The sequence below is a fragment of the Microbispora sp. NPDC088329 genome (assembly GCF_040685655.1).
Lineage (GTDB): Bacteria > Actinomycetota > Actinomycetes > Streptosporangiales > Streptosporangiaceae > Microbispora.
In genome coordinates, this window is sequence record NZ_JBFBIP010000010.1 from 129,787 (window position 1) to 147,568 (window position 17,782).

Annotated in this window: 20 protein-coding genes; 8 read left to right on the forward strand and 12 right to left on the reverse strand. The window is 68.3% G+C overall.

Annotated features, from left to right (window positions below):
- Positions 1 to 232: 232 nt before the first annotated feature.
- Positions 233 to 1,300, reverse strand: coding sequence for a LacI family DNA-binding transcriptional regulator (locus AB0O28_RS20475; RefSeq protein WP_363642353.1), 1,068 nt, complete (start codon positions 1,298 to 1,300; stop codon positions 233 to 235).
- Positions 1,301 to 1,658: 358 nt separating this feature from the next.
- On the opposite strand from AB0O28_RS20475, the gene AB0O28_RS20480 reads away from it, so the two are divergent.
- Entirely contained in the window at positions 1,659 to 2,072 is a 414-nt protein-coding gene (locus tag AB0O28_RS20480; protein WP_363642355.1) for a hypothetical protein, read from the forward strand.
- Positions 2,073 to 2,601: 529 nt separating this feature from the next.
- A complete protein-coding gene (locus tag AB0O28_RS20485) occupies positions 2,602 to 4,386 on the forward strand; it encodes an ABC transporter ATP-binding protein (protein ID WP_363642357.1) in 1,785 nt (594 codons plus the stop codon).
- Here AB0O28_RS20485 and sigJ read toward each other — a convergent pair.
- Genes sigJ through AB0O28_RS20505 form a run of 4 tightly spaced genes read right to left on the reverse strand, consistent with a single transcriptional unit; the run spans position 4,377 to position 7,523 of the window.
- Entirely contained in the window at positions 4,377 to 5,336 is a 960-nt protein-coding gene (gene sigJ / locus AB0O28_RS20490; protein ID WP_363642359.1) for an RNA polymerase sigma factor SigJ, read from the reverse strand. The genes AB0O28_RS20485 and sigJ overlap by 10 nt on opposite strands.
- 28 nt (positions 5,337 to 5,364) lie before the next feature.
- Entirely contained in the window at positions 5,365 to 5,751 is a 387-nt protein-coding gene (locus tag AB0O28_RS20495) for a DoxX family protein (protein ID WP_363642361.1), read from the reverse strand.
- Positions 5,752 to 5,758: 7 nt separating this feature from the next.
- A complete protein-coding gene (locus AB0O28_RS20500) occupies positions 5,759 to 6,619 on the reverse strand; it encodes an NAD(P)H-binding protein (RefSeq protein ID WP_363642363.1) in 861 nt (286 codons plus the stop codon).
- Between the two features lie 19 nt (positions 6,620 to 6,638).
- Positions 6,639 to 7,523 carry an NmrA family NAD(P)-binding protein gene (locus tag AB0O28_RS20505; protein WP_363642365.1) on the reverse strand — a complete coding sequence of 295 codons (885 nt, stop codon included), beginning with the start codon at positions 7,521 to 7,523 and terminating at the stop codon, positions 6,639 to 6,641.
- 250 nt (positions 7,524 to 7,773) lie between these two features.
- Between AB0O28_RS20505 and AB0O28_RS20510 the strand changes: the two genes are divergently transcribed.
- Both AB0O28_RS20510 and mltG read left to right on the forward strand, forming a co-directional pair.
- Positions 7,774 to 8,286, forward strand: coding sequence for a SigE family RNA polymerase sigma factor (locus AB0O28_RS20510; protein WP_363642367.1), 513 nt, complete (start codon positions 7,774 to 7,776; stop codon positions 8,284 to 8,286).
- The gene (mltG, locus tag AB0O28_RS20515; protein WP_363642369.1) at positions 8,283 to 9,227 is read left to right on the forward strand and encodes an endolytic transglycosylase MltG; all 945 of its coding nucleotides are present in this window, start codon (positions 8,283 to 8,285) and stop codon (positions 9,225 to 9,227) included. The genes AB0O28_RS20510 and mltG overlap by 4 nt, the downstream gene beginning before the upstream one ends.
- A 7-nt stretch (positions 9,228 to 9,234) precedes the next feature.
- On the opposite strand, the gene AB0O28_RS20520 is transcribed toward mltG, so the two are convergent.
- The gene (locus AB0O28_RS20520; protein ID WP_363642371.1) at positions 9,235 to 10,380 is read right to left on the reverse strand and encodes an SUKH-4 family immunity protein; all 1,146 of its coding nucleotides are present in this window, start codon (positions 10,378 to 10,380) and stop codon (positions 9,235 to 9,237) included.
- Between the two features lie 206 nt (positions 10,381 to 10,586).
- Positions 10,587 to 11,468 carry an alpha/beta hydrolase gene (locus AB0O28_RS20525; RefSeq protein WP_363642569.1) on the reverse strand — a complete coding sequence of 294 codons (882 nt, stop codon included), beginning with the start codon at positions 11,466 to 11,468 and terminating at the stop codon, positions 10,587 to 10,589.
- Between the two features lie 493 nt (positions 11,469 to 11,961).
- Here AB0O28_RS20525 and AB0O28_RS20530 point away from each other — a divergent pair, with 493 nt between their 5' ends.
- The 3 genes from AB0O28_RS20530 to AB0O28_RS20540 all read left to right on the forward strand — a co-directional run bounded on the left by AB0O28_RS20530 (position 11,962) and on the right by AB0O28_RS20540 (position 13,829).
- Positions 11,962 to 12,483 (forward strand): ATP-binding protein, encoded by a 522-nt coding sequence (locus AB0O28_RS20530; RefSeq protein ID WP_363642373.1) that lies wholly within the window; start codon positions 11,962 to 11,964, stop codon positions 12,481 to 12,483.
- A 194-nt stretch (positions 12,484 to 12,677) separates the two neighbouring features.
- Positions 12,678 to 13,403 carry a VOC family protein gene (locus tag AB0O28_RS20535; RefSeq protein ID WP_363642375.1) on the forward strand — a complete coding sequence of 242 codons (726 nt, stop codon included), beginning with the start codon at positions 12,678 to 12,680 and terminating at the stop codon, positions 13,401 to 13,403.
- Between the two features lie 78 nt (positions 13,404 to 13,481).
- Complete coding sequence (locus tag AB0O28_RS20540; protein WP_363642377.1) at positions 13,482 to 13,829, forward strand: hypothetical protein; 348 nt, start codon at positions 13,482 to 13,484, stop codon at positions 13,827 to 13,829.
- Between the two features lie 52 nt (positions 13,830 to 13,881).
- On the opposite strand, the gene AB0O28_RS20545 is transcribed toward AB0O28_RS20540, so the two are convergent.
- Genes AB0O28_RS20545 through AB0O28_RS20555 form a run of 3 tightly spaced genes read right to left on the reverse strand, consistent with a single transcriptional unit; the run spans position 13,882 to position 15,231 of the window.
- Positions 13,882 to 14,133 carry a GNAT family N-acetyltransferase gene (locus AB0O28_RS20545; protein WP_363642571.1) on the reverse strand — a complete coding sequence of 84 codons (252 nt, stop codon included), beginning with the start codon at positions 14,131 to 14,133 and terminating at the stop codon, positions 13,882 to 13,884.
- Entirely contained in the window at positions 14,133 to 14,972 is an 840-nt protein-coding gene (locus AB0O28_RS20550; RefSeq protein ID WP_363642379.1) for a MerR family transcriptional regulator, read from the reverse strand. Before AB0O28_RS20550 ends, AB0O28_RS20545 begins: the two co-directional genes overlap by 1 nt.
- A 34-nt stretch (positions 14,973 to 15,006) precedes the next feature.
- Positions 15,007 to 15,231: a hypothetical protein gene (locus AB0O28_RS20555; protein WP_363642579.1), complete on the reverse strand. Its 225-nt coding sequence runs from the start codon at positions 15,229 to 15,231 to the stop codon at positions 15,007 to 15,009.
- On the opposite strand from AB0O28_RS20555, the gene AB0O28_RS20560 reads away from it, so the two are divergent.
- On the forward strand, positions 15,133 to 15,435 hold the full coding sequence (locus tag AB0O28_RS20560) for a tyrosine-type recombinase/integrase (protein ID WP_363642573.1): 303 nt from the start codon (positions 15,133 to 15,135) through the stop codon (positions 15,433 to 15,435). The genes AB0O28_RS20555 and AB0O28_RS20560 overlap by 99 nt on opposite strands.
- Positions 15,436 to 15,526: 91 nt before the next feature.
- On the opposite strand, the gene AB0O28_RS20565 is transcribed toward AB0O28_RS20560, so the two are convergent.
- Together AB0O28_RS20565 and AB0O28_RS20570 are read right to left on the reverse strand one after the other, a co-directional pair.
- The gene (locus AB0O28_RS20565; RefSeq protein ID WP_363642381.1) at positions 15,527 to 15,784 is read right to left on the reverse strand and encodes a hypothetical protein; all 258 of its coding nucleotides are present in this window, start codon (positions 15,782 to 15,784) and stop codon (positions 15,527 to 15,529) included.
- A 774-nt stretch (positions 15,785 to 16,558) separates the two neighbouring features.
- A complete protein-coding gene (locus AB0O28_RS20570; protein ID WP_363642383.1) occupies positions 16,559 to 17,743 on the reverse strand; it encodes a lipase in 1,185 nt (394 codons plus the stop codon).
- Between the last annotated feature and the right edge of the window lie 39 nt (positions 17,744 to 17,782).

Sequence of the window (17,782 nt, forward strand, 5' to 3'; positions counted from 1 at the left end):
ACAAAGGTTTGTGTGAGTGGCGGAGACAGGAAACCTGACTTTTCTCCATGCCTGCTGAGACGTGGCCGCGTCCGCTGTGTGCGCGGTCACCGGCGTCGCGTCGGCTGGAGGGGTGGTGTCCCCGCACGGCCGGCCGGTCCGCACCCGGGGGATCGGTGCGTTCCCAGCCGCTACCCAAACCTTTGTGTAACCTGCAGGCAGGTTAAAGTCGGACATCCGCCCATGTCAAGGGTCATATCGGCCCGTCGGACCTGGTGGACCCGGTGGACCTGGAGGGCTTCGACGGCATCGTCGACTCGCGGACGACGAGCGTGGGCGGCAGACGCAGCGGCTCGACCTCGGCGCCCTGCAGCAGGTCGAGCAGCATCTGCAGGCCCAGCCGTCCGATCTCGTGCATCGGCGACCGTACGGTGGTCAACGGGGTGGGCAGCTCGGCCGCCAGCGCGGTGTCGTTGTAGCCGACCAGCGCGACGTCGTCGGGGATCGACAGCTTCCTGTCGCGCAGCGCGCCCATGACGCCGATCGCCGCGAAGTCGTTGGCGGCGAAGATCGCGTCCGGGAGCGGGCCGCCGTCGAGGATCCGCTCCGCGGCCTCCCGTCCGCCCTGCGCGTCGAAGTGGCCGCGGACGATGCGGTGCGGCGGGACGTCCACACCCGCCTCGCGAAGCGCGTCGACGGCGCCCTGTGCCCGGTCGAGACCGGTTGAGGCGTACGGCTCTCCCGCCAGGATCGCGACGTCGCGGCGTCCGATGGACGCGAGGTGCTCGCCCACCAGCCTGCCGCCGAGATGGTCGTCGCAGGTCACGGACGGGTAGTCGCGGGCGCGCCGGGAGACGAGGACGAACTTCATGCCGCGCTCGGCGACCCCCTGCAGGAAGTCGCCGTCGACCTGTGCGTCTCCGAAGATCATGCCCTCGACCCGGCGCGACAGCAGCGTCTCGGTCGCGCGCGCCCGCTTCTGCGGATCGTCGAGGGAGTTGGTGACGAAGGTGGCGAACCCCTTTTCTGTGGCCGCTTCGTCGATGCCCTCGTAAATGGTGGCGAGGACGTAGTCCTGAAGCCGGGGCACGATCACGCCGATCAACCGGGAGCGCCGCGTCCGCAGCCCGACCGCCTGGGGGTTGGGCGTATACCCGTGCGCGGCCGCCGCGGCGCGGACACGCTCGATCGTCTCCATGGACGCCCAGCGGCGCGCCGACGCCTCGGAGGTCGCGTTCAGCACCCGGGAGACGGTCGAGGGGGTGACGCCCGTCTCGTCGGCGATCATTTGGAGCGTGGCGTGGGGTGTCCGCCTGCCCATCAGCACTCCTGCACCCGCGATCCTTGTTGAACCCGCGACCGTACACGCGCGGGACCAGGCCCATTCTCCCGCGTCCCGGCCGGGTGAGAGAACCGCACCGGCGACGCGGCACGACGGCACCGCCGAGATCACTCCGTTCGCTGAGGGCACTGGGGTGGAGCGGGCGTCGCGACGGACGACGGCCCCTGTGGGGGACGTCGAGGGCCGTGACTTCCTTGGCCGAGTTCCGTTCCCGATATGGGTCATGCCGGATTAGAAAAACGGTATGTGCGGGCGTGTCGGTGTCGTGCGGCAAGCGCGGCCGGGTATTCCCCTCGGCGCAGTGACCGGTCAGCTGACGAAACGAGGAAGGCGGACCATGAAAACTTTCACATTTCTCGGTGGCCTCGCTGTTTCGGTGGCATTTCTCCCTGTTGCGATGTCGTCTGCCGCGCAGGCGGATGTCGCTCCGGTGGCCCCGGCGCCGATGGAGCGGCCGATGGCGGCCGCGCCTCGCGCCCATGAGCCGGCGAGGGTCTCCACGCCGACGATTCTCCCTCGATACACCGCATTCCGCCGGTTCACCGCAAGGCAGCCGCGGCAATGGCGGGCCGGGTGGGATCCCTTTGCGGAGCAGGTGTTCGGACCTGAGATGCAGTTGCAACTGGAGCCGGGGCTGGCACGGGAGGCGGCGCGGGAGACACGGGAGGCGCGCAGGGCGGAGGACCTGGAGACGATGACGGCACTCTTTTTCTATCTCTGGCTGGTGCAACCTCCCCATTACCAGTATTAGAGCGCGTGTCCGCCGTTTTCGGATAGCCGCACGCGCGAACAAGGCGGCCGGTAGCGGGGCATCCGGGGCGAGTGGCTTTCGCGGGCGTCTGCGGTCCGCGCACCTGTCGGAGCGCCCCAGCATTCCGCGTCCGGCGGCATGAAACCCCGGAGCCCGCGAGGCGCGACGCGGACTGATGAGTTCCCTGGGGGCGATGCCGCGCCGATACGCCGAAGGACCCCGAAGTCGTCCCGGGTCCTTCGGCGAGTCACATGGATCACGTAGTCGGAAAGCACCGTGGATCGGTGCCGCCCGGTGTTGAACCATGCCATCAAACCGTGCCATCAAACCGTGTCATTTCATGCTGTTTCGTTCGCCATTCTCCCTGCCATTGCGGATGACGGCACCGTTTGCGGTGCCGAGGCGGGGTGACGGAAAAATCGCTCGCTCTCCCGTACGCGCTGCGGCACCATGGCCACGGCGGCGCCGGCATTCGGGAGGGCTCATGGCTGCGCTCGGAGCGAACGAGGACGCTGAAGACGGTTCATCCGTGCGGAGATCGGCGGTGCTGCTGGCGCTGCGCTATTACTGGGGCGAATTGCGGCGCCAATGGCGGATCGCGGTGCCCGCGCTGACGTTGCCGGCGATGGGGAACATCTGCCTGTTCTACCTGGCGCCGCTGGCGGTGGCCGGGCTCGTGGGGCACCTGTCCGGCGGCGGGGACGGCTCCATCGACGCGCTGCTGCCGTACGTGCTCGGCTTCGGCGGGCTGCTGCTCACGGGCGAGGCGCTGTGGCGGGTGGGGCTGCACTTCCTGAACCGCACCGACGCCCGGGGCATCGAGCGGCTCGGCGTGGTGGGCATGGACGAGTTGCTGGCCAAGGACGCGGCGTTCTTCCACGACAACTTCGCCGGCTCGCTGACCAAGCGGGTGATCGGATTCTCCTCGAGGTTCGAGGAGTTCGCCGACACGCTCGCGTTCTCGATCGTGGCCAAGGTGGTGCCCCTGGCCTTCGCCTCGGTGGTGCTGTGGCGCTACCACCCGCTGCTGGTCCTCGTTCTCGTGGGTCTCATCATCGTCACCGGCGTCGTCGTCACCCCGCTCATCCGCCGCCGCCAGGCCTTGGTCGACAAACGCGAGGCCGCCAGGGTGCTGGTGTCGGGGCACGTCGCCGACGTGCTGGCCAACATGGACACGGTCCGCGCGTTCGCCGCCGAGCATCGCGAAGCCGCCGAATATCGGGCGAGGATCGCCGAGCAGCGCAGGTTGTCCCTCCGCTCCTGGGATTACAGCAACCTCCGGGTGGACACCGTCGTCGCCCCGCTGTCGGTGCTCACCAGCGCCGGGGGCCTGCTCCTCGCCGTGGCACTCCGCGGCGGTCTCGGCGTGGAGGCCATCGTGGTGACGTTCACCTACTACTCGAACGCGATCAGCATCATGTTCGAGTTCAACCAGATCTACCGGCGCGTCGAGAGCGTGCTCACCGAAGCGGCCCAGTTCACCGAACTGCTCCTCGTGCCGCCGACCGTGGTCGATCCGGCCGATCCGCAGCCACTGCGCCCGGCCGACGCGAGCATCCGCTTCGAGCGGGTGAGGTTCGGGTACGCCGGCGGCCCGCCCCTGTTCGACGACCTGGACCTGGACATCCCCAGCGGCGCCAGGATCGGACTGGTCGGCCAGTCCGGCGGCGGCAAGAGCACCCTCACTCGGCTGTTGCTGCGTCTCATGGACATCGACCAGGGCAGGATCCTCATCGGCGGCCAGGACATCGCCCGGCTGCGCCAGGCCGACCTGCGCAGCCTCATCGCCTACGTCCCCCAGGAACCCGCGATGTTCCACCGGTCCGTGCGCGACAACCTCGCGTTCGCCCGGCCGGGCGCCACCGAGGCCGAGATCCTCCGGGCCGCGCGGGCGGCGCACGTCACGGAATTCGTCGAGTCTCTGCCGGACGGATTCGACACCCTGGTCGGCGAGCGTGGCGTCAAGCTCTCCGGCGGCCAGCGGCAGCGCATCGCGCTCGCGCGCGCCATCCTGCGCGACGCCCCCATCCTGCTGCTCGACGAGGCCACCAGCGCGCTCGACTCCGAGAGCGAGATCCTCGTCCAGGAAGCGCTGTGGCAGCTGATGCAGGACCGGACCGCGCTCGTGGTCGCGCACCGCCTGAGCACCGTCGTCCGCATGGACCGGCTCGTCGTGCTCAACCGGGGACGCGTCGTGGAGCAGGGCACCCACGGCGAACTGCTCCAGGCGGACGGCCCCTACGCCCGGCTCTGGCACCACCAGTCCGGGGGGTTCCTCATCGACGACGACGCCCCGGAAGCGCTTCACCGCTGACCTGTGCCCGTGTCATGAACGACGGACCGGCCCGCCGAGGTTTGCGCTGTTCCGGGGGTTTCGGGGTCTCGCTCGTGGGAGACGGATCCGAGCTTGTCGGGGTTGCTGACCACGTAGATGTCGTGCACCCGCTCCCCGTCCGCGTCGAGGTCGAGCACCATCACCGCGAGGGGCGCGTCCTCCGCGAAGATCACCACTGAGGGGTCGCCGTTGACCTGGCGGTAGCGGACGTCCACGCCGCCGCGCGCGTTGGCCACGACCACCCGGGCGACCTTGTCGCGGCCACGGATCGGACGCGGCCCGCCCGCCGTCGACTTGCCTCCGCCGTCGGGCCACAGGACGACGTCGGGCGCGAGCATCTCCATCAGCGCGGGCAGGTCGCCGCCGAACGCCGCCGCGACGAAGCGCTCGGTCACCTCCCGGTGCGTACGCCGGTCGACGCGGGCGCGGGGACGCCGCGCCTGCACGTGCTCGCGCGCCCGGTGGGCGATCTGCCGGATCGCGGCCGGGCTGCGGTCCAGCATGGCGGCGATCTCGTTGTGCTGGTAGGCGAACACCTCGTGCAGGACGAACACGGCCCGCTCCAGCGGGGTGAGCGTCTCCAGGATCACCAGCAGCGCGATCGACACCGACTCCGCGCGTACGGCGGGCTCGGCGGCGTCCGGACCGGTGATCAGCGGTTCCGGCAGCCACGGGCCCAGGTAGGTCTCCTTGCGCCTGCGCAACGCGCTCTGGTGCGCGAGGACCCGGTTGACCGCGACACGCACCAGGTAGGCGCGGTGGTTGCCGATGCCGGACACATCTCGCGCCGCCCACGCCAGCCAGGTCTCCTGGAGCACGTCCTCGGTGTCGCCGACCGTCCCGAGCATGTTGTAGACGATGGAGAACAACAACTCGCGGTGGTCGGCGAACACCTCGGAAGCGTCGGCCGCGGCGATTTCGCGCATCATGAGACTCCTTGCCGGTACGGATACTGAATCAGCGCGTCGCACGCAGCACGAGGGCGGGGTCGAGCGCCAGCGTGGCGACCGCCAGACAGAGGAACACGATCGCCAGGGAGAACTGGGGCGAGAAGTCGCCGGCGCGCAGATGGGTGTACAGGGCGCAGACGAAGTAGAGGACGAGGCCCGCGGCGGCGGCCGTGCCGACGAGGGGCACGCCGAGCAGCCCGAGCGCGAGGCCCAGCGCGCCCAGGGCCTTCAGCGCGCCGATCGGCCACACCAGCCACGACTCCGGCACGCCGGCCCGGGCGAGCGCCGGGCCGAGGGTACGCATGATCGGAGCGAACCGGGTCATGGCCGCGAAGCCCGAGAACGTGGTGAAGGCGATGGTCACCAGGGCGGTGACGACGTAGGCAATCGGCATCGACGGCTCATCCGTTCCGGAAGGCGGCGATGTGGTCGGCCACCCAGTCGGCGTACGTGCGTGCGGGCCGGCCGAGGACCTTGTCCATCTCACCCGTCGGAGGATGCTGCTCGCGGCCGGCGTAGTGGTCGTACCGGGCCATCAGGGCACGTACGAACGGTTCGGGCAGCCCCGTGCCGATGAGGTGCGCGGCGACGGCTCGCGATGGGACCTCCTCGAAGCGCAGGGGCCTGCCGAGCGCGGCGGCGATCACCGCCACCATCTCCTCGTGTGACAGCGACTCCGGCCCGGTGAGCTCCAGCCGGCGGCCCGCCAACTCGTCGGTGAGCAGTACGCGGGCCGCGACCTCGGCCAGATCCCGCTCGTCGAGCACGGACTCCCGGAAGCCCGCGTGCACGTAGCGCACGACGTCTCCGGCGCGGATCTGGGCGCCCCACGCCTGCAGGGTGTTGCCGGCGAAGGCGCTCGCGCGCAGGCTGGTCCAGGCCAGGCCGCCGGCGACGGCCGCTTCCTCGGCCTCTTTGTTCCGGTCTCCCCGCCAACGGGACGGCTGCAGGTCGAACGGGTCGCCGATGTTCATCGCCGACAGGGCCACCACTTTGCGCACGCCCCGCTCGGCGGCCAGGGCGAGGAGTCGGTCGGCGGAGTCGCCGAAGGTGCGCGGATGCAGGAAGACCGCCTCGACGCCGGCGAAGTGGTCGGCCATCGTGCCGGGCCGGGCCGGGTCGCCCCGGACGACCTCCACGCCGTACGGCAGGGCCGCGTCGCGCGGAGAGCGGCTGACGGCGCGTACGCGGGCGCCTTCGGCGGCGAGTCGCTGGACGACGAGACGCCCGACGGCGCCGGTCGCCCCGGTGATGAGGATCATGATTTTCGCCTTCGTCCGGTCAGCGCGGGTCGGTGGGCAGGAAGTGACGGGCGTGCTCGGCGGCCCATTGGGCGAACGCCCGCGGCGGCCGTCCGACGACCTGTTCCACGTGGTCGGTCAGCGTGGTGGCGCGTTCGCTGGGCGTGCCGTACATCCGCAGCAGGTTCTCCACCAGGTCCGCCTCGTCGGCTCCCTCGACCTCGGCGAACGCGCGGAAGAGGGACAGCGGCGGACGCCGGCCCGGCACGCTCCACTCGCGGCGCGCCTGGTCAGAGGTGAGCTCCTCGAACCGCAGGTCGCGGCCGGTCGCCTCGGCGATGATCGCGACCATCCGCCGTGCGGTCAGGACCTCGGGGCCGGTGAGGTGGTAGGACCTGCCGCCGTGACCGTCCTGCGTCAGTACGGCCGCCGCGACGGCGCCGATGTCGTACTCGTCGACCGGCGGGCTCTGGCGATCGCCGTACGGCTCACGCACCCGTCCGGTGGTCCGCAGCGGCTCGCCCCAGTCGTTCAGGAAGTTGGCCATGAACTGCAGCGGCCGCAGGAAGGTCCACTCCAGTCCGCTCGCCCTGACGGCCGGCTCCAGCGTGCCCTCCTGCCAGCCGCCGAGGACGGTGGCCTTGCCGGCCCCGGCCCGTTCCGCGAGAGCGACGATGTCGCGTCCGTTGGCGAGGGGCCGGTAGCCGTCGCCGAAATTGATCAAGTGGACGGCGGTGACGCCGTCGAAGGCCGCCTCAAGGCCGGCGGCGTCGGTGAGGTCGCCCGCCACCACCTCGACGCCGTCCGGCAGGACGGCGCTGCCGGGGTCGCGGGTCAGCGCCCGCACCTTCCGGCCGCGCTCGAGAAGATGGCGGACGACCTGCCGGCCGACGGTGCCGGTGGCTCCGGTGACGAGAACGGTCATGCCGAGTGCTCCTTGTCGCCGTGGTCACGCCGTCCCGCTCGCTGTGCGCGTACGGGAACGGTCACGCCTCCTAAGAGGACCGGCGGGGAGCGAAGTGTGACGTGGCGGCCGGATTCACCGTTGGTGACGGATGGACGCCGGCCCGGCGGGAGCGGGGGCACCGGTGCGGGACCCGGGACGAGCTCGGTCATGTTGGCATAGATCGACGCCCTGTCCGCGTCCTTGCTTGCTGATATCGCGAGGAGGACAGGTGGATCCAGGCTTTGAGGCGGACTTCCGGGAGTTCGTCCTCGATCGATCAGGAGCGCTGTTCCGCACCGCGTACCTGCTGACCGGTGACCGGCACGCCGCCGAAGACCTGGTGCAGTCGGCGTTGGCGAAGACCGCCGCGAAGTGGAGCGGCCTGCGCGACACCGCGGCCGTCGAGGGCTACGTCCGCCGCGTCATGTATCACGAGCAGGTGAGCCGGTGGCGGCGCCGTTCGCGCGTCGCGGAAGTGCCCAGCGGGTGGCTGCCCGAACAGGTCGGCGATGGGCACGCCGAGACGGTGGATCTTCGCCTGGTGATGCGTGCGGCTCTCGCCCGGCTGACACCCCGGCAGCGGACCATGCTCGTGCTGCGCTACTTCGAGGACCTGTCCGAGACCGAGATCGCCCGGCTGCTCGGCGTCAGGGTGGGATCGGTCCGCAGCCAGATTCACCGGTCGTTGGAGCGTCTGAAGAAGGCGGCGCCCGAACTGAGCACCGTGAGGGAGTTCGGATGAACATCGAGGATCTGCTGCGTGAGACCTTCTCCGACATGGCGCAGGAGGAGCAGCCACCCCCGCCTGGCCGGTTCTTCCCGGTCGGCCGGCGCCGATCCCGTCGGCGCGGCCTCGCCCTGGCCGCGGCGGCGGCCGTCACCGTGCTGGCGGTCGGATCCACGCTCGCCGTTCAGGGCCTGTCCTCGCGGACGGCGGCCCCCGCTGTCCTCACCCGCCAGGGCTCCGGCGAGACGCGTACGGACAACCGGATCACGCTCCCCGAAGGACTGCGGCTCTCCATGGTGTTGACGGAGCTGTCGGCCGCCACCGGCAAGCCGCTGAAGGAGTTCGAGCGTGCCGCCGAAGACGATGAGGCGCTCGGCCTTCCCGTCTACGCCAAGGGCGCGCTGGAAGGATTCGCCTTCCCCGGGACCTATGACGTCTCGCCCACGTCGAGCCCGAAGGAGATCCTCGCCGCGATGGTGGCACGCTTCGGCCGCGTCGCCGAGGACACCGGCCTGGTGGAAGGCGCCAGGCGTCTCGGCCGTACGCCACTGGAGATCCTGACCATCGCCAGCATCGTCCAGGCCGAGACGCTCGACAGGCGCGACATGCCCAAGGTCGCGCGGGTCGTCTACAACCGGCTGCACCGTACGCCCGAGATGAGGCTGCAGATGGACAGCACGGTCCTGTACGGCCTGAACAAGCTCGGCAGCAGGGCCTCGAAAGGGGATCTCAAGAGCCGGTCGCCGTACAACACGTATGTGCACCTCGGCCTGCCGCCCGGTCCCATCTGCAACCCCGGGGCGGACGCCATCAAGGCGGCGCTGAACCCGGCCGCCGGCCGCTGGCTGTGGTTCGTGACAACCGATCCGGAGAAGGGCGTCACGAAGTTCGCCGATTCCGAATCCGCGTTCTTCACGCTGGTCGAGGAATACAAGAAGAACCTCAAGACCGGGTGAAGGATCGCTACAGCACTCCGCCCGCTTCGTCGTGGAAGACCTCCGGCCAGAAGCGGAAGTCGTCCACGCCCGTCGACGGCAGGCAGGCCACCGGGTCGGCGGCGGCGAGTGTGGCGACCATGGTGTCGGCGAGCTGGTGATAGAAGTTGCCGCCCGTGAGGTCGTAGGGCTGCCTGAGCCTCTGCTCCATGGCGTACATCCACAGCGTGAACGCCAGAGTGGAGACATCGGCGTTCAGCGGCGTCAGGGCCTCGCACGTGTAAGAGGCGTGGTGGACCTCGCCGGTGCGCCCGTTGAGCAGCACCTCAAGATCGTATCCGTGCATCCCGCCGATGATGAACAGGTGCTCGGCATCGGGCGGGGGCGGGGTGAGCCTGATGTCGTCGTGCAGGTGAGCAAGGCCGGGGTCCCGCAGGAACTCCTCGCGGTAGTCGAGAACCGTCTGCAGGGGTTTTCCGGCACCGTCGGCGGAGAACAGCCCGGCGTCCGCGGGCAGCCCGGCCTCGCTCAGGAAGCGTCGTGTCGGCTCGTGCGTCAGCGCGGCCGGCAGGTTCTCGGGCGCGACACGGACAAGTCCCCGCACGCGGAAGACGTTCTCCAGCACCTGCGCGGGCAGATCGAGCCGTAGCCCCCGCCCAGGGGACGCGATCAGCGCCATCGGCTTGATGACGGCCATGATGCGCCACAGGGTCGGCAGCTCGTACGGCCACTGCTCGGGCCCGCCCGTAGGACCCCAGCCGTCCGGCCCCCACTCCTCCTCGCGGAAGACGGCCACCAACCGCTGGAGCGCTTCCTTCACCGGCTCGATGCCCGTGTGTCCCGCCAGGTCGGCGAACCGCCCGTACAGCCCGTCAAGCTCGGCCACGGCCGCCACCATCCGACGCAGCGCCTCGACCGACGGCGCCAGCGCGTCCAGGGCGAAAAGGTCGGGCCGGTACATCTCCAGCGCGAAGACCCGGCCCGTATCGGGTGCCCGGACCACCGCCTGCGCCTCCTGCTCCTCACTCAGCAGATGCCCGACGACCTCCAGCCCGGCGATGAACGGATCGAGTTCGCCCGGGCCGAACTCCTCCTCGGCCAGATCCACCATCCGGAGCACGGGCGCCCCCATGGTCCTGAACGTCACCACCGTCTGCCCCTGCGCCGCAGTCACCACACCCCCCGTAAAAGGTCTTGTGCGTGCGCTCCACCGTAACGGCGTGTTCTGCGTGAACGTGCCCTTCAGCCCGAAGCCTTCCGGGCTGCGCTCTCGTGCTCGGCCTGCATCGGAATGTCGTCCCAGGCCCGACCGCGCCTGCGCATGCACAGGCGCGGTCGGGCGGTTGAGCAACCGGCGGCAGGGGAGCGGTGGGAGGATCTTCATGTCCAAGCCCTGAGGTTTGGACACGAAGGCGGGCCGAGGTGCCGTTGAATCGTCAGCTTGTCGAGGATGGCCGCCACCTCTCCGGCCCTGAACACGAATCCCACATGGGAGGTGTCCAGGGTGTGAACGTCATACGGATTGCCAGGCGTCAGGGCGTCCGCTTCAGCGATCAGCCTGTCCTGCATGGCCACCGGGAGGGATCGGTCTTCGGTGAGGCGAATGTAGGTGCGAGCGATCGTGCCCCAGGTGGCGGCGTGGACGCGAGCGTCGGCCGTCATCACCGCGATCGATTCGTCCGGCTGCAGGATGTTGAGGAAGGCCCGAAACTGTTCGTCGCTGACATCCGCCATGGTCGCCGCCTTGAGATCGGCGAGCAGCACCGGGTCGGCGATGCGGTAGTTGGCCCGGCCGACACCGAGCCGAGCCGGGTCTCCGACGTTGAAGGCGGCCAGCGGGGCCATCAGGCTGGCGGCGAACTCGGGCTCCTGCATGTACTCGATCGGGTTCGACCGTTGCACACACGACCACGCGGAGATGTAGACGAGTCGGCTCACCAGTTCGGGGACCGTGTTGCCGACCTGGGTGATGGTCGTCCCTCCGAGGCTGGCGCCCACCAGCACCACCGGCCCGTGCTCCGCCAGGCGCCGGACGACGTCGACGACCATGTCGACGTTGTCCTGCAGAGTGACGCCGGCCAGCGTGGACGGCTCGACTGCCCACGCGTCGAGGTCCTGCGGGGCCTGGTAGGCGACCGGGTATTGCGCGTCGAGACCGTGCCCTGGGAGATCGACGGCGAAGCTGCGGTGACCGAGCAACGCCAGTTCGCGCTGGATGGGGGCCCACATGAAGGAGCTGGAGCCAGAACCGTGTACCAGCACGAATGTCGGGGAGGCGCCGGACGCAGGCCGAGGGAACGATGAGCTGTTGAAGGTGGATGGCATACGGATCAGTCCGTTCTGATCGGGGCATGGCTACATGCCTGAAGTCGAGAGCGACGCGTGGCGCCGCCGGTGGTGAGAGTGGCCGGAAAGACGCGCCAGTAGGCCCGCAATGGTCGGGGCGATGACACAGGCGGTTGGAACTCGCCGGCGGCGCTGAGCCCACCCGCAGCGGTTGCCGAGGACAGAAACGCAGCGGGGACCGGCGATGGCCACACGAAATCGACGGGTGGGTCGGGCGAAAACCCGGGCGGTGTGCGGTTTCTCGACCGCGCACTACTGGCGGGGTTGCCTCAACTGCCGCTGGTTGCTGAGCGACCAGCAGGACACACCGTCTTAGAAGAGTCGCAGACGGACGAACATGTAGACCATGGGCGGCGACCATATCAGGTCTCAGCGTTTCCCGGCCTGCACAGCACTAGCATCGGGCTCCGTGATCGTATGGCTTAACGGCACCCACGGCGCAGGCAAGACGACGACCGCTCCACTCGTGCAGCGACTGATCCCGAATTCACGGGTGTTCGACGCCGAGAAGGTAGGCGAGACACTCATGGACATCACGCCGGGGCTGCCGACGACCGACAACTTCCAGCACTGGCCGCCGTGGCGGCCACTCGTAGTCGAGACCGTCCGCCGCGTCCTCGACTACACCGGCGGCACTCTGGTGATGCCCATGACTGTCCTGGTCGAGCAGTACTGGCGCGAAATCAGCTCGGGCCTCGCCCGCCATGCCATCCCGGTACGGCACTTCGTCCTCCACGCCGACCAAGACACCCTTCGCAGGCGCATCGAGGGGGACACTCTTCTAGGCCCCTCCCCCTTCCGTCTCAGATACCTTGAGCCCTACGCCGAGGCGGCCCGCACGTGGCTACACGGCGAGGCCGAGGTCGTCGACACCACGCACCTGACACCCGCGCAGGTCGCACTGCAGATCGCAGAGGCCGTCAAAAGCTGAGGTTCGCCCCCACGCGAATGCTGTGCACTGCGGTGAACGTTTCCGGTCACAGCACCAGCGATCAGCCCCGGCATTTACGGGGAGTGCGCGGCCGGCGGGTTCGGTCGGTACGGCGTGGCGCTGCTGCGGCGGGGTGGTCCGAGCCGCCGATGCCCGCTTGACTCTCGGGTAGCCCGAGACTGGATGCTGTCTGGGTGAGCGGCGACGATCTCTTGAGCATCGGTGTTTTCGCCTTGGTCAGCGGCCTGTCGATTCATGCCTTACGGCACTACGACGAACTCGGCTTGCTGCGGCCGGCGGTTGTCGATCCGGTCACTGGTTATCGTCGCTACCGCCCTGAGCAGGTCCGGCACGCCAGGCTGATATGCGCGCTGCGGCGCGTCGATGTGCCAATCGACGCCGTTCGCGTCGTGATGGACGACCCAGACGGTGAGGCACTGCGCACCGTGCTGCGTTCACACCGAGAGCGGCTGATGGATCGTGCTCAGGTTCTTTCCCGCATGGTCCACGTTGTGGATCACTACATCGAACATGGAGTGGCCATGCCCGATCTGAAGACCCCCCGCATCGTCCAGGTGACCGTCACCGTCGCAGACCTCGCCGAGTCGATCTCGTTCTATCGGGCGGCGTTCGACGCGGTGTTCAACGAAGAAATCTCATCGTTCCAGTTCGGCGCCTGGCCGAGTGAGGACTTCTTTCTACTGACTGTCGCACACGAGCTCAACGAGCATGGCAGGCACGATGGTCCAGCCGGAGTGTCCCGATTCGGTCTGCTCGTCGATGACGTGGACGCCGCGCACCGCCGTGCCGTGGACGCCGGGGCCGTCGAGGTCCACCCGCCAGCGGATCAGCCGTGGAAGCCGCGTTCCTCATGCGTGACAGATCCGAGCGGGAACCGCATCGATCTTTATCAAGGCTGACGGAAGGTCAAGGGTCAGAATTACTGGCGCGACGAGGTGTATGCCGCGCCTCCGCTTCTGGGCCTGGACCGTAGTGATATGTCGGCGATCTGGGACTGGCTTGACATGCACTTCCCGTGTTGTGGGACCAAAATCGACTGGCGTCGAGCCGCCACGGGAAGGCGTATGCACTGGGAGACCCATGATGACGTTCAGCTAACCTTCCTGGCGTCCAGGGAGATATGTCGGCGAATTCGTCCCGGTTTGATGGTTGAACATGCCGGCGATGGGCTGTCGCCGTATGGTGTACGCTTTACCGGCGATAATGCGCGTTCGGTTGTGGCTGCATTGCTTGAGATACCAGAACACCACTACTTCCTCGCTGAAGACCGATCGTGGATCGCGGTGGTCACAATGGAAGGAGACCTGGATGTCGTGGATCTATGAAAAGGTGCGACCGTAACGACTGAAAGGAAGAATTAGGTTCAGTGGGGCACTGCTACGTCGTAGCTTGCTGCAATGGCTTGGAGCACAGGACGTCGGGCAAGGGCAGATAGCCGAGAGCCTGCCAGGACCGTAGCCCCGCCAAGTTGTCGGGCATAACGAGCAGATTCACTCGTGGACAGCCGAGAGACCTGAAGCGGTTTTCGAGTTCGTGCACGAGCCGGCCGGCTATGCCCTGACGGCGGTGCGCGGGGTGAACAGCTAGCCGCAGGATCCAGCCCCGCCGCCCGTCATAGGTTCCCATCATCACAGCGACCACGTCACCGTACGCTTCGGCCACCAAAAACAGCTCAGGGTCGCGCGCCCGCCGAGTATGCCCGCTGAACGGCCAAAGACGTGCGCGTAGCGGGTCGTGAGCGCTGTGATCACAGGGGCGGCCTGGGGCGAGGCCGGGGCGACACCGGCTGCCAGTGCCTGGCCGACCCGGTCGCGGACGTCCTCGGTGAGGTCATGGTGCAGGCCCGTGGTGTCGCCTTGAGCGCGTTCGGCCGCCTGGTATTCGGCCATCCGGCGCACGGAGGCGCGGAAGTCCGGGTCCTGGGAGAGCTCGGCGAGTTCGACCCAGGCCTCGACCTGCTCCGGCGTGGGGTCGTCGGGCAGGTCGGGCATAGCCGAGCGCATCATGGCCACCAGGTCGGGGTTGGCGTCGAGACCACCGAAGGTGTCGTCGATGAAGTTGCTGATGTGACGTCGGCGTTCGTCATCGGAAAGCTTGGCGAGCTTGTGCATCAGGTCCATCTCCTCAGGGGTGGAGCCACGCTTGGCTACCGCTCGCAGCACCGCACGCCGCAGTCGCAGGGTACGGATCTGCACCTCCAGTGCTTCGGCATGTGCTGCGGCGACCTCGGGCAGCGAGATCTCCCGGTTCAGGACCTGCCGGACGGCGGCAAGGTCGAGTCCCAGGTCACGCAGCGTCCGCACGAGGTCCAGACGCGCGAGGGCATCGATGCCGTAGAGCCGGTAGCCGGCCGGGCTGCGGTCAGTCGGCGGCACGATTCCCGAGTCGGAGTAGAACCGTATGGTCTTGACTGTCAGCCCGGTCCGGCGAGCCAGATCGCCGATCGAGTAAAGCGTGTCGCCGTCCACACTCCTTACTTTCGCGTCTCCCCCTGCTGGAGACTCAACCTCCTCTTCCCGGCCGCTGTTCCACTGCGGCGTCCCCGGCGATCACGGTAATCACGTCGGGACCGCCATGGAGCCGGAGAACCTCCACCGGCACTTCCGGGCCGTGCGCGACGCGGCGGGCATCCGGCGCGTACGGCTGCACGAGCTCCGGCACACCTGCGCCACGATCCTGCTCGCTCAAGGCGTGGACACCCGGATCATCACAGAGATCCTCGGCCACAGCACGATCGTGCTGACCATGAACACCTACGCTCACGTGCTGCCCGAGCACCAGGCGACAGCGCTCGACAAGCTCGAAAAGGCGCTCGGCCAGGGCCCTACCGAACCCCCTCCACTCTCGATGGGGGTACCTGATCTCGTCAGGGCCGGTCGGTGCGGTCGGCCTGGTAGATCGGCCCCTCGTCGATCTGGGCGGTTTTCATGAAGGTCGCGCCTTTGTGCTGGGTGAAGACGATGGCGTACTTACCACCGCACATCTCACGCCGGCCGGTGAGGGCCAGTCGTTGCCGGCTCGGCTACTGGCCGACCTTCGCGCAATTTGCCCAGGCCCGGACCCGAACCACCTTGTTGCTCACGTTTCTGACACGAACCTTCCAGTATTCGTTCCAATCGTCGTTACCCAGATCCGGGATCTGGACCGCGGCATCGCTGTAGACGTCTATTTTCTCCTCAAGCAGCATGTACCGGCCCCCGATGGCGATCTTTCCTGACGGGCACCTCGCGAGGGCGACCTCCTCGCGGCCAGGGGTGATGGACACCGTCGGCCCCATCACCGTCTGCACCTCCGACAGACCGGGAGCCCCGCGATCCCCCTGTGGTCCCTGGGCTCCGGTCTCTCCCTGCGGACCCGGGGGGCCAACTGGCCCGGACTGGTTCCAGGTGATCTCCCGCTCAAGGGCCCCGCAGACGCCTTCGCTGGTGGGAATCGCTGTGGGCCTTCTCGTGGCTATCGACTGCGGCGCTGTCGACTCCGGCAGAGCCGTCTGGGGGATTCTGACGGTCCCGTCTTCCCGCACACAAGCAGTGATCACTCCTGTGGCCGTGTCCTGCGTTGACGCCACGGCCATCCCCGTCGCTCCGAGACAGAGTCCCGCCAGCGCTCCGGCCGTCAAACCTACGCGAGCGCGCATGACATGTCCTCCCGTTGTGGTTGCGGGCCTCATCATGATCAATCGAACTTGTAGGAGGCTTGCAGGCCACTGGGAGCTTTTGGCTCACAAAGAAAGCGATGTGTCAGAAACGATTCGAGGAACGCCGGATCGCCTTCGTCCGCCTCGGAATGAAGGTGCGCATCCCTGAATCCGTGCTGAGCGAATTCATCGCCGCTGGCCTGGTGCAGCCCGTCACCACGAGAACCGGGAGGGCGGCATGAGCGAGCGGCGGTTCGGTCGCGTTCGGCAACTTCCCTCGGGGCGCTTCTTGGGGGCCAGCGCTTCGCGCACCGTGTTCCGAGCGATCCCGAGCCTGCGGGCGATCGCTCGGATCGCCGGACCCTCAGCCCGATGCGACCGCGGATCTCCGCTCAGTCCTCCACCTTCGACAGCGCCCTAACGGGCGATCACCTGCACCTCGGGAAACCGCGAGGAAGGTCTGTCGAGCAGGTCGCCTTTGTGCCGCAGATGGAGATCGAAGAAGGCCATGGTGTAGGCGCGGGTGACGGCGACGGAACGCGCCGCCGGCAGTGTCCCGTTCGTCGCTCGCAACTGCTCCTTCGACAGGCCGATCACCGGGGCCGCCTGCTCGTACAGCAGCGGCAGGTCGGTATAGGAATTGTGCTTGGCCCCCTTGGTCTTCACGTGCAGCCGCCAGCCCTTCAGCCGGGACCAGAATGCCTTCTGCCCGCGGATGGGCTTGTCGAAGATCTCGGCCTCCATGAGCATGTACGGCTTTGCCAGTCCCTTGGCGGCGACCTTGCCGAGGGCGGGTCCGTCCAGGTTCAGAACGGCCTTGACCCGCCGATCCTCCAGCATCGTCGCGGTGGCCGTCGCGCCTCCCGCGGAATGGCCGAACATGCCGACCCTGCTCAGGTCGAACGCGCCACGCAGCCCCTCCGGCAGCTTCCGCCCTTCAACATCAGGGTTCCGCCCCTTGTTCAGCTCCTTGAGCCGGTCCAGCACGAAGCGCGTGTCAGCCACCCGCACCTTGATCTCTTCGGCCTTCTCGTCCAGCCGGCTCACCGGGACCGGCTTCAGGACACGGCCGGTGACCGTGCCGTTGGGGAACTCCACCTCGCCGGCATCGCCCGGATGATCGATCGTGACCACCATGTAGCCCCAGCTGGCCAGTTCTTCGACCGTGGTGGTGTTCATGGAACGGTCGGCGCCGTTGCCGGGCGAGAACAGTACGACGGGCAGCCCTCGGCCCGCCACACGGGCCCCTTCGCGGCCATGGGTCGAAGGCAGGCTGACAGCCGCGGGCGAGAGGCTGTTGTCGCGATAGAAGGCTTCGGCGGCGCGAGGCGGCAGCCAAGGCGCGGCGGGGTGGCCGTCCGGACGACGCGTGGGGTACCACAGGCTGATCATCAGCTCACGCCGGTCATGTGCCTTGATCCACGGGTCGGCCCTGGAGCCGTCACGCAGGTGCAGCGTGACAGTGCCGATCTCGCGTGGACCTGTCGGCTGGGGCAGGGCCACAGTGACGGGCTTCGACACGGCCTGTACGGCGGGCCCGGTGAGCAGAAGGCCGACCGTCACGGCAGAGGCCACGCCCCGTCTGAGCAGTGCGCAATTCATAACGGCCACGCTAGGAAGGCTCGCTGTGCAGAAACTCCC